This window comes from Clostridium sp. (assembly GCF_036639235.1).
In the GTDB taxonomy this organism is placed as follows: domain Bacteria; phylum Bacillota; class Clostridia; order Clostridiales; family Caloramatoraceae; genus Clostridium_AB.
In genome coordinates this window covers 49,168-64,407 of record NZ_JAVWJB010000006.1, presented here as the reverse complement: position 1 = coordinate 64,407, position 15,240 = coordinate 49,168, and the positions used below count along the sequence as shown (strand labels likewise).

Genomic DNA, 15,240 nt, shown 5'->3' with positions numbered 1-15,240 from the left:
GCCATATCAAATTTATTTGATATGGCTTTTTTGTCTGCAGGCTTTTTAGGTGTATAATTATTATAGGGATTAGTAGTAGTTAGTTTTTTATTAGGGGGAGATAATTATGGAATTAAACAATGTACACTGCGTTTATTTTAGTCCAACAGGTAATACTAAAAAATCGGTTATATCAGTTACTTCAGCTATTAGTAATAGATATGTAGAGAAGGATTTAACTAAAAGCGAGAATAGAGGTAAGACTCTAGAATTTAATAGTAATGATATTGTGGTTGTAGGGGTACCTGTTTATGGAGGAAGAATTCCACTTATTAAGGGTGGGCTACTTAGCTTAAAAGGTAATAACACGCCTGTAATTGCTGTGGTTAATTATGGAAATAGGGAGTATGAGGATTCATTACTTGAGTTATCAACTTACTTACATGAAAATGGGTTTAAGGTTATAGCAGCAGCTGCATTTTTAGGAGAGCATTCTTACACTAGGAAGGTAGGGGAAAATAGACCAGATAGTAATGATATTAAAGATATGAACGAATTTGGAGAACGTATTAAAAAGCGTATTTTAGATAATAATTTAACTGAGGTTAAGGTTGATGGGAATTTTCCATTTAAGGAGAGAAAAGAATCACCTAAGTATTCTCCTTGTACAAGGGATAATTGTATTGACTGTATGATGTGTAGAGAATTATGTCCTGTAGATGCTATTGATGAGATGAATCCTAGATTAACAGATAAGGATAAGTGTATTAAGTGCTGTGCATGTATAAAGGGATGCCCGGCTAATGCTAAATACATGGATAATGAAACATATACATACTTTGTAAATTTCTTAGAAGAGAAATGCATTAAAAGAAAACAACCAAGTTTATTTATATAAGGGCTGCATATGCAGCCTTTTTACTGTTTTAGGGTATAATAAATATAACGATAGGAGGTAGCTATGGATATAATAATTAGACAAGAAGAAGAAAAAGATTATAAGGATGTTGAATCTTTAATTGAAGAAGCATTTAAAAATGAAGAATATAGTGACCATAGGGAACATTTATTAGTTAATAGATTAAGAAAAGGTGATGCTTTTATTAAGGAGTTATCACTTGTAGCAGAATGTGAAGGGGTTATTCTTGGTCATATTATGCTAACTAAGATTAATATTAAAGGTGAATCAGGAAGTGTAGAGGCACTAGCACTAGCACCTGTTTCAGTTATTCCATCCCATCAAAGAAAGGGAATTGGAAGTAGACTTATTAAGGAGTCTATAAGGATTGCTAAGAATCTTAATTACGATTCAATAATATTATTAGGTCACCCTGAATATTATCCACGATTTGGATTTAATAAGGCGAGTGACTATGAAATATATCCTCCTTTTGAGGTTCCAGATGAGTGCTTTATGGCACTTGAACTTAATGAGAATTCTTTAGATAGAGTAAATGGGACTGTAGTATATTCTAAGGAATTTATGGAGTAGAATATGGTATAATATATAAAAATTCTAAAGGTGGTAAAATGAGGGGAATTGTATATAACTATTTATTTTTAATTAATGTTTTAGGGTTTTTAACTATGTATATAGACAAAAGACGTGCCATTAAGAAGAAGTGGAGAATTAGTGAGAAGACGCTTCTTTTAATTGCACTTATTGGTGGAAGTCTTGGATCATTTCTAGGTATGAGGCTTTATAGACATAAGGTTAATGACCTTAAATTTTCAATTGGTCTTCCAGTTATGATGTTTATTCAGCTATGCATAGCAGCGACCATAATAGGAAAGTAATCATTACTGCACACTTAGGCTGTTGACAAAGTCAGCAGCCTGTCATAAAAAATTTGTTTTTATGAGTTTTGCCAAGGGGTGCTAAAGCTACTGTTCGACGCTGTAGCGTCACTTGATCCCTTGAAAGGTATGGTCAGGGTTGGTACAGGTCCCCCCTTGACCATGGATTTAAATTTCTTTATAAGACAAATAAATATTTTAAAGAATATTTATTTCTGAACAATCTGAGTGGACAAGAGTATTGTCCACTTTTTATATTTCATGCTTAGTTTTAGATTATGTTATTTTAATCTACTTTTTGATGATAGGACTAAAAATATTATAAGCATAATAAGAGCTAAAGCAGAATAAAGCTTCCATGCAAAGCTATAGCTACCAAAGTAGTCGTAGATTATACCAGATAAGCTTGTACCTATTGCACCTCCAAGTGCTACAGCCATATTAGATACTCCATATATTGAGGAGTAGTCCTTTTCTCCAAAGAAGGATGATGTCATAAGTGGTGGTGCTACAACAACAAATCCTTCTCCAAGACCAAATGCTATTATATAAATAATAAGCATAATAGGATTATTAATAAATAAAAGTCCAAATGCAGTATATGAAAAGAATACCCAGCCATATATAAGGGAAATTTTCATAGAAAACTTATCAAAAACTTGTCCCTGAATAATCTTACCTATAACAAGTAAAAGTAAACCAATAGATAGACAGTTTGCTGCAAATGTTTCACTATATCCTAGGTCTGTAAGGGCTGCAGAAAAGTGAATTAAGACACCGTTTCCAATTATTCCAACTATAACTAAGGAAACTATAAATATATATAATCTATAGTTTTTAAGAGCTTCCTTAAGGGATATCCCCTCTTTATTAGACTTACCTAGGTTAACTGAAGAGTCATATCCAAGAGGCTTAAGATTAATACATTCAGGTGATGGCTTAACAATAATAGCTACTGGAATAATAAGAAGAAGTAATATTATTGAAAGAGTTAAATATGCATATTTATAGCCATGATTTTGAATAATAGAATTTATAACAGGACTAAAAATAGCCCCTCCAACACCACTTCCAGTTAGAGCAAGGGCAAGTGCTAACCCTCTTTTTTTATGGAACCAGTTAGTTATAAGTATTGATATAGGAATAATAGTACTTCCACTAACACCAATACCAGCTATAAATGAAAATATGTAAAACATAAATATATTAGTCGAAATAAAATATCCTAAAAAGCTAAGTGAAGTTAGTAAAATAGAAATAATTATAATTCCTTTAATATTTCTAGGTTTAGATATTTTGCCTACTATAACAGAGAAAATCATATAACTAATCATTAGAATAGTAGTTGAGAAAGAAAACTCACCACGTGAGAAGTTAAGCGACTGAGAAACAGGTTTTATAAATAGACTTGAACAGCTAATACAAAGTACATAAACAGTAAGCATTAATAGGAATCCTGAAAGTACTATATACCATCCATAAAATATTTTCTTAAACATAATGTCCTCCTTAAGTGAGATAAATATAGTTTATCACTTTCCTTAGCTAGTTGAGATATAATAATTATAAATACAGAATTCATATATTATAACAATGACTATATGGAGAAAATCGGTTTATATAGATTAAAACCTCATTATTATTTAGGGGGAGTTATGGTAAGAATATGGGCTTTATTTAAGTTTTATATAAAGGATATATACAAAAAAGCTATATATCTATGGATAGGATTTGCATTAGTTACTGTAAACCTATATGGATATTATTTAGACGAGAGTAGGGTTAATACATTTAGAGCTTATCTTGATATAAGTTATAAGTATTTACTTCCTATAATGTGTTTCATGGTTTATTTAATATTTATTAATAGGACAGAAGAAGATAAGGATTCTTATAAAGCATCTGTATATGAGAAGGTTATATTAAAGATAGTTGTTGTAAAAATAACTGCACTATCATTGGCCTTAATACAAATAATAATAATGGTAGTACATTATTTTGTTTTTTCAGGGTTTACCTATAGGTATTTAATCCTTATAGGAGTAGAAATACTAATTGAGTATGGTGTATTTTTAACCCTATCAGGGGTAATTAGTTTATTTTTATCCTATTATGTTAATAAGAAGGTTAGTTTTATAATGTCCTTTGTTTATCTAGGAGCTATTTACTGCTTTACAAAATATGAGTCTATATTCTTTTCTAATTATTTCATAAGTAAAATTGACGGGGTTTTTATTTTTAATAAGGTTATAATAATTCTTTTTATAGGGTTACTGCTGTTAACAATAATTTATACAAAACATAAAAGGGATATTAAATATATTTATTTTATTATTGCTATATTAATATTTATGGGATTGTTTATTTTTAGATATATAGACCTTTATCCAAAGTTAAGTGATAGACAAGATTCAGATACTATTAAAAATTACGTTGTAATAGATGCCTATAATATGAACATAAAGCTATGTGAAAACTTTGAGAATAGCTGTTATATAAAGATAAAGAATAAATCAAAAACCCCAATGTCTACAGTAGATCTAATGCTTAGCAATACATTTAAGGTAGGTAGTATAGTTTCTTATAATGAGAGGTTAGAGTTTACCCATAAAAACAATTTAGTAAGAATAAAGCTTAATAAACCTATAAAACCTATGGAATCAAGGGTTGTAGAAATTGTTTATGGAGGAGATATTAATATATTTAATAGTGAAAAAGGATTAACTGCCTATTCAAGGCTAAATGGAACATATTTAAATTCAAATACTATACATTGGTTCCCATCATCTATGGACAGGGAAAGAAAAACATTTAAGGTTAAGGTAAACAAACCAGTGTTTAATAATAGTTTAAAATTATCTAAGGAGTTTCTACATGAGGGAGGAAATTTATTTATTCTTCAAGGTAATATAGCAGAAAAAAATATTGATTCTGTTAATGTGGTAGCACCTATTGAATATATTACTTCATCTAAAAATAGATATTCATCACATATGGATAATCTAGGAGGAAGGAAAAGCATATTCCTAGTACCATCACTTTTGAATAGGGAAAATATAAAGTTAAATAGCAATAATTATTTTATTAATATTAACTCTATAAACCAGTAGATATAGAATTATAAGTGAAGAAGAAGACTATTTATAAATAAAAATTTGAATGAGTTATGTTTTTGCTATATTATATTTATAAAGATATAAATGGAAGGACATAAATTATATGGGAAAGATTAAAAGCTTTTTAAATGATTATAAATGGATAATAATAGGTTTTATATTACTTCAAATTGCTATAGGATACTTTGTTCCAAGATATATTGTTCCATTTAGGGTTGATGGAGAATCAATGGAAAACACCCTACATCACAATGATCTTATGATTGGTAAAAAGTATAATGGTGAAAATCCTAAACATGGTGAGGTTATTGTTTTTCAGGCTCCAAATGGAAGTCTTTATATAAAGAGAATAATAGGAGTACCTGGGGATACAATAAGTATTAAAGGCATGGATGTAATTCTTAACGGGAAGAAGATTCAAGAGGATTATATTAATCCACCACAGGAAACAATGGAAATAGATGAGATTAAGATTCCAGATAATAAGTATTTTGTTATGGGAGATAATAGGGATAATAGTGTAGACAGTAGATATACTGAGGTGGGGCTAGTTGATATGAGTCAGATCAAATCAGAGATTTACCTAAGACTTAATCCTTCATTTAGGTTAATGAACTAGAATATAATTTTACGAAAGCCTGCTTTCATATGTTTTATTTTAAATTTCATACTCAAAATGTTAATTAAAGGGGCAGTTGCCCCTTTTTATTTTTAAATAATTAAGGTTTATGATAAAATTATTTGTAGACTTATTTTAAGAAGGTGAATTAATTGATATATAATACTTCAAGTGAAAATGAAACAATAGAACTTGGTAAGAAAATAGGACAGAACTTAAAAAGAGGGGATATTTTAACCCTAAACGGAGACCTTGGTGCTGGGAAAACCCATTTTACTAAGGGAATAGCCATGGGACTTAATGTTGATGATTATGTTACAAGTCCTACATTTACAATTGTAAACGAGTATAGAGGTGATATTAATTTATATCACTTTGATGTATATAGAATTGAGTATATAGAGCAGATGTATGACATCGGATTTGATGAATATCTATTTGGTGATGGGATATGCATTATTGAGTGGTCAGACATTGTAAAGGAGCTTTTACCTGAGAATACTATAGATATAGTAATTAAAAAACTTGATGATAATAATAGAGAGATTGAAATTACTGGGGCGAGTTTTGCCCTTTAGATGGAGGATATATGAGAGTTATTGCAATAGAAACATCAACTTCAGTAGCATCAGTTGCTATAGTTAATGATAATAAGGTTGAGGTAGAATTATTTTTAAATTATAAGCTTCAACATTCAACAGTATTATTTCCAATGGTGCAAAACGCACTTTCAATGCTTTCAATAGATATGAAGTCTATTGATTCTGTTGTAGTATCAGGAGGACCTGGTTCCTTTACAGGTCTTAGAATAGGAGCATCAACTGCTAAGGGACTTGTTCAGGGAACAGATAAGGGCTTCCTTGGAATCTCATGTCTTGATACACTTGCTTATCAGAATATAGGCTTCTGTGGACTTGTGTGTCCAGTTTTAGATGCATTAAGGGACAATGTATATACAGGACTTTATAAAGGTGATGAATCTGAGATTAGCATGGTTCTTGATTATGATGCACTTCATATAGATGAATTACTAGAAAAGCTAAAGTCAGTTAATGGAGATATATTATTTTGTGGAGATGGAGTTCATCTTCATAGAGATAAGATTAGTGAATATTTAGGGCAAAGGGCTAAGTTTGCACTTTCAATGAATAACGACCCTAGGGCATCAAGTCTTGGACTTCTTGGAATTAAGAGGCTAGAAATGGGACATTCAGACGATATATTTACATATGGACCATTATACTTAAGAGCCTCACAGGCAGAAAGAGAGTATGAGAAAAAACACGGTAAGGAGTAGATTGCCTTGGAAGATTATATTGTAGATACTATGAGGGTAGAAGATATTGAGGATGTTGTTGAAATAGAAACACTAAGCTTTAAGACACCTTGGAGTGTTAATGCATTTACATTAGAGCTTACTAACAACAAAAATGCACTGTATAGGGTTATAAGATGCGATAATCGTGTTATAGCATATGGTGGCATGTGGCTGCTATTTGATGAGGTACATATAACTAATATTGCAGTACACCCTGATTACAGAGGACGTGGATATGGAAACATTATAGTTGAAGATATGATGAAAATAGCTAAAGAATCTAATATGTCGGCTATGACACTTGAAGTTAGGGTTAGTAATACCCCGGCTGTTAATTTATATAAGAAATATGGATTCGTAGGAGTTGCTACAAGAAAGGGGTATTATCAGGATACTGGTGAGGATGCTCTTATTATGTGGAATTACGAAATTCAAAATTAAAATGGGGAAGGACATGAATTGATGGGGGATCAATCCATGTCCTTTGGGGATAAAACTATGGGAAGCTGTTTCATTAATAAGTTTACCCATATAGAAAGTTTTTATACACATTAATTTAATTTTAAAATTTAAGCATTAGAATACATTCTAGTGCTATTTTTTATATTTTGAGATATTAATAAATTCCCTTAATTATATATGGTTTTTGTAATAGTATGGTAAAATTATATTATATGAAATTTACAATTTAGGAGGCTTATAATGGGTCTGAAATTTATATTTGGAAGAAGTGGTAGGGGAAAAACAACCTACTGCCTTAATAACATAAAAAAAGACCTAGAGGAAAACCGTGGCAGTAAATACATTCTTCTAGTTCCAGAGCAGTTAACATTTAGCAGTGAAAGTAAAATGCTAAGTATTGTTAATAATGATAGAGACTTTAAGGCAGAGGTTCTAAGTTTTAGAACCCTTGGTAATAGAGTGTTTACTGAGGTTGGAGGTCTTTCACATAGACATATTAATTCAAGTGGTAGGTCTATGCTTATTTATAACGTTCTATCCTCACTAAAGGGAAAGCTTCAAATATTCACAAAGTCATCTATTAAAACAGGAATAATACCTTCAATATCATCAATAATTAAGGAATTTAAAAGATTCGATGTTGAAAGTGATGTTGTTGAAGAGGTAAGTAGTAAGATTGATTCGGATACATTAAAGGGTAAACTTCAGGATATATCAAAGATACTAGAACTTTTTAATGAAAGGCTTCATGATTCCTATATAGATGAAGAGGATGAAATGGAGATACTATCAAGGAAGATTGAGGAGTGTACATATTTAGATGATGCAATAGTGTATGTAGATGGATTTGAGGGAATGAACCCTATTCAGCTAAATGTACTTGAGAAGATTCTAATTAAGGCTAAGGAAGTTAATATTACTATTACAGGTGATATTAAGGGAAGTAAAGGAAGCTTTGATATATTTGCAAGTAGTAGGGAGTTTGAAGAAAGACTTCTTAAAATATGTGAGAAAATCAATATATCATACAATAAACCTGTGGACTTAAATTTACTAGAAGCAGAAACTCGTCATAGTGGAAGCACAGAATTAACCCATCTTGAAAGGTATGCATTTAGATTTCCATTTGTTCCATATAAGGATGAAACAAATGATATAGAGATTTTTACAGGATCTAATCTATATTCAGAAGTTACATCAGCAGCTAGTAAAATAGTATCCCTTGTACGTGACAATGGATATAGATATAAGGACATTGGGGTTGTAGCTAGAAATATGGATACATATGAACCCTTAGTTCGTAGCATATTTGAGGAAAACAATATTCCTATATATGTTGATAAGAAAAAGGAAGCCTTAAAGAATCCAATAGTTGTTTTATTAATTTCAGCACTTGAGGTTCAAAAAAGGCGTTGGAGTTATGAAGGTGTATTTACATATCTTAAGTCAGGTCTTCTAGATGTAAGTAGTGAGGATATTAATATTCTAGAGAACTATGTTATTGAAAACGGAATTAGGGGAAATAGGTGGAAAGAGCCCTTTACAGTATATTCTAACCGTAGAATTGAAGGTGAGGATTCTGAGGAGGAGAAGGCTCTACTTATTAGAATTAATGATGTTAGAAATAGGGTTATAACTCCACTAGATAATCTTCACACTATATTAAAAGGTGCAGAGTCTGCACGTGATATGTGCCGTGGACTTTATGAATTCCTACTTTCAATTGGTGTAGACAAAAAGGTTACGGAGATTATAGATGAATTTAACGCTAAGGGAGAAATCCTACTAGCTAGAGAATACTCACAGGTTTTTGATATATTAGTTGAGGTACTTGATCAGACAGTTGAGATTCTAGGAGAAGAGAAGGTAACAGTTAGCGACTTTATAGATCTTATAAGTGTAGGATTCTCAGAATGTACAATAGGTTCAGTTCCATCTGTTATAGATAGTGTATTAATAGCAGGAGTAGACAGAATGAGAACCCAAAGCTCTAAGGTGCTTATTATACTTGGGGTAAATGATGGAGTATTCCCAGCTCCTATAGTTGATGAGGGTATAATATCTGACCTAGAAAGAGCAGAAATTAGGTTAGCAGGTATAAAGATAGATATAGATACTAGGGAAAAGTCATTTAATGAGCAGTATCTAATCTATTCAACCCTAACATCAGCAAGTGAAAAGCTTATATTATCCCATCCAATTGCGGATCATGATGGAAAGACCCTTAGACAGTCTATAATTTTACATAGACTTAAAAAGGTTTTTCCTAAAATAAAAATATCTAGTGACTTAGTAGATAAAGAGGATTCTGATATTGAAAATATTGTAACGAAGGCACCTACTTTCAATGCTATGATACTAAAGCTTAGAAGGTATTATGAAGGGGGAGGTATAGATCCCCTGTGGCTAGATACATACAGATGGTTTATTAATAATGGAGAAAAGGAAAGAATAGACAATTTGCTTTCAGGGCTTCACTATACAACACAGGTTAAGAAGGTTCCAAAGGAGAAGATTAAGGAGATTTATAACAGTAGTAGACTAAGTGTTTCTCAAATAGAAACCTATTCAAAGTGTCCATTTTCATATTTCGTTAAGTATGGTCTAAAGGGCCGAGAGAGACGTGAGTTTGGGTTTAAGTCACTTGAGATAGGAAGCTTTATGCATAAGGTTCTTGAGGACTTTTCAGATGTTATAAAGAAGGAAGGAGAAGATATTCGTGATGTATCTAAGGAGTGGATTGAGGAGGTTGTAGCATTTATAGTAGATGAGATGCTAGAGAAGATTCCTGATTATGTTCTTAATACATCAGCAAGATATAAATACCTTTCTAAAAGGCTAAAAAGATTAATTGTTAATGCAATAGATATAATTTCCTACCACATTAAGTCAGGAGACTTTGATGCTGTTGGATATGAGGAAGGATTTGGCCCGAATGATAAGTTCCCACCAATTGTTATAGAACTTGAGGATGGGGAGAAGGTAGAACTTGTAGGTAAAATAGATAGACTTGATGAGGCAGATTTAGATGGCGAGAAATATATAAGAATAGTTGACTATAAGTCATCTAAGAGAAAAATAAGTCTATCAGATGTATACTACGGACTTCAGGTTCAGCTACTTGTATATCTAGATGCTATACTTGAAAGCTATGAGAAAACAAGTACACCATCAGCGCCAGGAGGAATGTTCTACTTTAAATTAGATGAGCCTATACTTACATGTGAGTCTAGGGTTTCAGAGGATGAGGCTAGGGACATGATGATGAAGGAATTTAGAATGGAGGGTATTCTACTTAAGGATATGAACCTTGCCCTTGCAATGGACCATGGACTAACTTCTAAGTCTAATATTATTCCTGTTGCAGTTAAGAAGGATGGAGAATTTACAGCTACAACTAATGCTGTAACAATAGATGAATTTAAGACGTTAAGAACCTACGTTAAAAATCTTATATCAGGTCTTTGCACTAAAATGCTAAGTGGAGATATTAGTGTTATGCCATATAAGGATGGGGAGGAAACCCCTTGTCAGTGGTGTGAGTATTCTTCAATTTGTCAGTTTGACACTAGCTTTAAGGACAATGTATATAAGATTACAAAGACACTTAATAAGGACGTAGCAATGGATAAAATAAAAGGGGAGGTAGAGGTAAATGAGTAGTACTAAGTGGACAAAAGAGCAGTTAGATGCTATTGAAACTAAGGGATGTAACCTTCTTGTAGCAGCAGCTGCTGGTAGTGGTAAAACAACTGTACTTGTTGAGAGAATTATCCGTAAAATTCTTGATAAGGATGACCCATGTGATATAGACTCACTACTTGTTGTTACCTTTACCAATGCTGCAGCATCGGAGATGAAGGAAAGAATAGGAGATGCTATTGGAGATAGAATAGAAAAGGAACCTGAGAATCACTTCCTTCAAAGGCAGCTAATACTTCTTAACAAGGCAAGTATTACAACTATACATTCATTTTGTCTTAATGTAATTAAGAATAACTTCCACTTAATAGACCTTGACCCATCTTTTAGAGTTGGTGATACTACTGAGGTTGAGATACTTAAGAAGGAAGCTATAGAAGAAACTATGGATAGTTTTTATAATGAACCAGAGGTAGATTTCCTAGAGTTTGTTGAGAGCTATTCAACAGGTAAGTCAGACTCTAAAATAGAAGAACTTATTCAAAGAGTTTATTCATTTTCTATTAGTTCACCATTTCCAGATATGTGGCTAGATGAAAAAATAGAAATGCTTAATATAGACGATGATTTTAATTTTTCAGATTCTGTTTGGGGACAAATTATTCTTAGTGATATTAAGAGAAGTTTCGCATCCTATAAAGAGGAAGGTGAAAGGCTTCTAATGCTTATGGAGGGAGAACAGTTCCCAAAGAAGTATATTGATGTATTTAAGGATATAATAAGCATAACAAATATGGCTCTTTCATCGGAGAATATTGATAGCTTGGCACTTTCATTAAGTGATGTTAAGCTTCCTGCACTTTCAGGTAAGTGCGAGAATGAGTTCCTTAAAACAAAGGCATCAAAGTTTAAAAAAGATTTTAGTGATCATTGTAAAAGTGCTAAGGGACTATGTGATAGGGACAAGGATGATATAAATCAAGAAATAAAAACCTCCCATAGACTTATGGGTGTACTTGTTAAAATGGTTAAAAAATTCTCAAGTATTTTTGCTCAGAAGAAAAGAGAGAGGCTTATTATAGACTTTAATGATATTGAACACTTTGCACTGAATATTTTAACTGAAAATATAGAGGGTAATATTACCCCTAGTAAAACAGCACTAGAGTATAGGGAAAGATATAGGGAGATACTTGTTGATGAGTATCAGGATAGTAACTATGTTCAGGAGTATATTCTAGACACTATTTCTAATAAGGAAGCTGGAAATAGATTTATGGTTGGTGACGTTAAGCAAAGCATATATAGGTTCCGTCAAGCAAAGCCTGAGATTTTCCTAAATAAATATAGTAACTTTATTGGAGTAGATGAGGAGGCTGAAAGCTTCTCTGGACGTAAAATACTTCTATATAAGAATTTTAGAAGCCGTGAAACTGTTTTAGATGGGGTTAACTTTATATTTGAGAGAATTATGAGTGAAGAGGTTGGAGAGCTTTCTTATACAGAGGTTGAAAGACTTAATAAGGGAGCAGACTTTAATGATGATTTAATAGATGGGTTTGTAGCTGGAGGAAGCATTGAACTTGATCTTATTGAGGATGTTAAGGACGAAGGGGATGAGGATGATATTGATAAAATTACCCTTGAGGCTAGATATGTAGCATCTAAGATTAAGTCTATGATAAATTCAGATAAACCACTTTACGTATATAAAAAGAACCCGTCAACAGGGGAGAGGGAGTATGTACCTGCAAAGTATAAGGATATAGTTATTCTTCTTCGTAGCACTAGAAATATAGCAGATGTATTTGAGGAGGAATTAGCACTTGAGGGTATACCTTGCTTTTCTGATTCTGGTGGAGGATATTTTGATACTATAGAAATTAAAACAATAATATCCCTACTTAAGATAATAGATAACCCTCTGCAGGATATACCACTACTTGCAGTGCTAAGGTCCCCTATATTCGCCTTTACACCTGAGGATTTAATAGACCTTAGAATGATAGGCAAGGGTTATTTTTATGACATGCTAAAGACAGCATCTATTAAAGAGTGTAGTATTAAAAACAAGGCTATACATGTATTAAACAAAATAGATAAGTGGCAGCAGATGGCTAAGAATACCCCAGTTGATGAGCTTTTATGGTATTTATACACAGATACAGGGTATTACGCATATCTTGGGGTTCTACCAAAGGCAGAGGTTCGTCAAGCTAATCTTAGGGTTTTATTTGAAAGGGCTAGAGACTTTTTATCAACAAGTTTTAAGGGGATATTTAGTTTTATTAACTTTATAGATAAGCTTCAGGTAAGTAGTCAAGACATGGCAGGGGCTAAGGCGCTTAGTGAAAACGAAGATGTTGTTAGAATTATGAGTATCCACAAAAGTAAGGGTCTTGAGTTCCCGGTATGTATTTGTTCAGGATTCGGTAGAAACTTTAATAAGCAGGATTTTAGAGAAAGTATATTACTACATAGTGAACTTGGATTTGGTCCTGATATAGTAGAACTTGATAAGAGAATTAAGTACAAAAGTGCTATTAAAGAGGCAATTAAAACAAAGCTTCAAATAGAGAATATCTCTGAGGAGATGAGGGTTTTATATGTTGCATTTACAAGGGCTAAGGAGAAGCTTATTATAACTGGAACAGTTAAGAAGATAGAAGATAAGATTCATTACTATGCAAGCTTCCCTAAAAATGCACCACTTAGTGGGGCTAAGGTTTTATCATCATCTTCTTATATAGATATGTTAGCACCACTTATAATTTCTAATATAGATAGATATGACTTTCCATACACCTATAATGTTATTCGTAAGGAAGAGATTAAGTCTTCACATAAGGAAAACATTGAAAAGGGTGAGGATGCATTAGAGGCTATTAGAGAGTTAAATATGGAATATGAAACGGATAAGGTAGATGAAATAGACAGAAGGCTTTCATATAAGTATGAGGATGCTGCATTAGCTAAAGTGCCATCTAAGCTTTCTGTTACAGAGGCTAAGAGGATTATTAACTCTACCCAGGAAGAGTCTATGAACCTACTTCATTCATATGTATTAAAGACTCCTTCATTCCTAAAGGAGGAGAAGAAAATTACAGGAGCAGAGCGGGGAACACTAATGCACTTTATGATGCAAAAGATTCCTCTTAAAAAGGATATTACTAAGGGAGAGCTAGAAGAGGTTCTAAAGGACCTTGTAGATAGGGAATTTATAACTAAGGAAGAGTCTGAGGTTATTAATATACTATCTATTTTAAGATTCCTAAAAAGTGAACTAGGAATTAGAATGATGAATTCAAATAATATTATGAGGGAAGCACCATTCCATGTAAAAATTCCAGTAAGTGATATATATAGTGAATATAGTAATGTTAATGAAACAATAGATATTCAGGGTATAATAGATTGCTTCTTTGAGGAAGAGGATGGACTTGTACTAGTTGACTATAAAACAGATTATGTAACAGATGATAATATTTCAAGTATTAAGGAAAAGTATAGGGTTCAGATAGACCTATATGCTAGGGCACTTGAAATGCAAACAGGAAAAAGGGTTAAGGAAAAATATTTATATCTACTTTCTAAAGGAATAGAAGTTAGATGTTAATGCAGGAGGGTACAATGATTAGAGTAAGCAGGGAAGAAATGATTAACACTGCAAGTGTTGCAGTTGGAGAGATTTATGACAACATAATATCAAAGGAGTCACTTAAATTAAGTGATATAGATTACACATCTACTGCACTTATAATAGTTGATATGATTAACGGATTTATCCGTGAGGGAATGCTAATGAGCAGTAGAGTTGAGGATATAGTATCACCTATTGTTAAAATTCAAGAAGCGTTTGTTAAGAATAAGGGAGAGATTATAGCCTTTGTTGATACACATAATGAGGAGGCTATGGAATTTAAAAGCTATCCACCTCACTGCATTAAGGGAAGTAGTGAAAGTGAAATAATAACCGAAATTAAAGAGGTTTCAGGATATAGACTAATTGAGAAAAACTCTACTAATGGATTCCTTGAGGAGAAGTTTATAGAGTTTCTTAATAATAACCCATCAATTAATAATTTTATTGTTGTTGGATGTTGTACGGATATCTGCGTTATGCAGCTATGTTTAGGACTTAAAACATACCTTAATAACAAGAATATGGACAAAAATATAACTGTGCCTGTTAACTGCACGGAAACATTTGATTTATTTAGCCACAAGGGAGACTTTGTAGACTTAATGGGTATTCAGTTAATGGAATGGGCAGGAATTAATATAGTAAAATCTATTGATTAGGAGTT

Annotated in this window: 12 protein-coding genes; 11 read left to right on the top strand and 1 reads right to left on the bottom strand. The window is 32.3% G+C overall.

Translation table 11 applies throughout. The features are described 5' to 3' along the window. The first annotated feature begins 106 nt into the window (after nt 1-106). The 3 genes from RR539_RS03170 to RR539_RS03160 all read left to right on the top strand — a co-directional run bounded on the left by RR539_RS03170 (nt 107) and on the right by RR539_RS03160 (nt 1,776). A complete protein-coding gene (locus RR539_RS03170; protein WP_332500201.1) occupies nt 107-877 on the top strand; it encodes a DUF362 domain-containing protein in 771 nt (256 codons plus the stop codon). Nucleotides 878-940: 63 nt separating this feature from the next. Next, complete coding sequence (locus RR539_RS03165) at nt 941-1,471, top strand: GNAT family N-acetyltransferase (protein WP_332500200.1); 531 nt, start codon at nt 941-943, stop codon at nt 1,469-1,471. A 38-nt stretch (nt 1,472-1,509) separates the two neighbouring features. After that, a complete protein-coding gene (locus tag RR539_RS03160) occupies nt 1,510-1,776 on the top strand; it encodes a DUF1294 domain-containing protein (protein ID WP_332472875.1) in 267 nt (88 codons plus the stop codon). A 281-nt stretch (nt 1,777-2,057) separates the two neighbouring features. On the opposite strand, the gene RR539_RS03155 is transcribed toward RR539_RS03160, so the two are convergent. Next, entirely contained in the window at nt 2,058-3,275 is a 1,218-nt protein-coding gene (locus RR539_RS03155) for an MFS transporter (protein WP_332500199.1), read from the bottom strand. Nucleotides 3,276-3,431: 156 nt separating this feature from the next. On the opposite strand from RR539_RS03155, the gene RR539_RS03150 reads away from it, so the two are divergent. The 8 genes from RR539_RS03150 to RR539_RS03115 all read left to right on the top strand — a co-directional run bounded on the left by RR539_RS03150 (nt 3,432) and on the right by RR539_RS03115 (nt 15,235). Then, entirely contained in the window at nt 3,432-4,886 is a 1,455-nt protein-coding gene (locus tag RR539_RS03150) for a hypothetical protein (protein WP_332500198.1), read from the top strand. Between the two features lie 109 nt (nt 4,887-4,995). Continuing rightward, nucleotides 4,996-5,511: a signal peptidase I gene (gene lepB, locus RR539_RS03145; protein ID WP_332500197.1), complete on the top strand. Its 516-nt coding sequence runs from the start codon at nt 4,996-4,998 to the stop codon at nt 5,509-5,511. Between the two features lie 152 nt (nt 5,512-5,663). Then, a complete protein-coding gene (tsaE, locus tag RR539_RS03140; protein ID WP_332500196.1) occupies nt 5,664-6,089 on the top strand; it encodes a tRNA (adenosine(37)-N6)-threonylcarbamoyltransferase complex ATPase subunit type 1 TsaE in 426 nt (141 codons plus the stop codon). An 11-nt stretch (nt 6,090-6,100) separates the two neighbouring features. Then, a complete protein-coding gene (gene tsaB, locus RR539_RS03135) occupies nt 6,101-6,808 on the top strand; it encodes a tRNA (adenosine(37)-N6)-threonylcarbamoyltransferase complex dimerization subunit type 1 TsaB (RefSeq protein ID WP_332500195.1) in 708 nt (235 codons plus the stop codon). Beyond that, nucleotides 6,809-7,270: a ribosomal protein S18-alanine N-acetyltransferase gene (rimI, locus tag RR539_RS03130; RefSeq protein ID WP_442878385.1), complete on the top strand. Its 462-nt coding sequence runs from the start codon at nt 6,809-6,811 to the stop codon at nt 7,268-7,270. It begins immediately after the preceding gene. Between the two features lie 261 nt (nt 7,271-7,531). After that, nucleotides 7,532-10,954 (top strand): helicase-exonuclease AddAB subunit AddB, encoded by a 3,423-nt coding sequence (gene addB, locus RR539_RS03125; RefSeq protein ID WP_332500193.1) that lies wholly within the window; start codon nt 7,532-7,534, stop codon nt 10,952-10,954. Further along, on the top strand, nt 10,947-14,549 hold the full coding sequence (addA, locus tag RR539_RS03120) for a helicase-exonuclease AddAB subunit AddA (RefSeq protein ID WP_332500192.1): 3,603 nt from the start codon (nt 10,947-10,949) through the stop codon (nt 14,547-14,549). The genes addB and addA overlap by 8 nt, the downstream gene beginning before the upstream one ends. Nucleotides 14,550-14,563: 14 nt before the next feature. After that, entirely contained in the window at nt 14,564-15,235 is a 672-nt protein-coding gene (locus RR539_RS03115; RefSeq protein WP_332500191.1) for an isochorismatase family cysteine hydrolase, read from the top strand. The last annotated feature ends 5 nt before the right edge of the window (nt 15,236-15,240 follow it).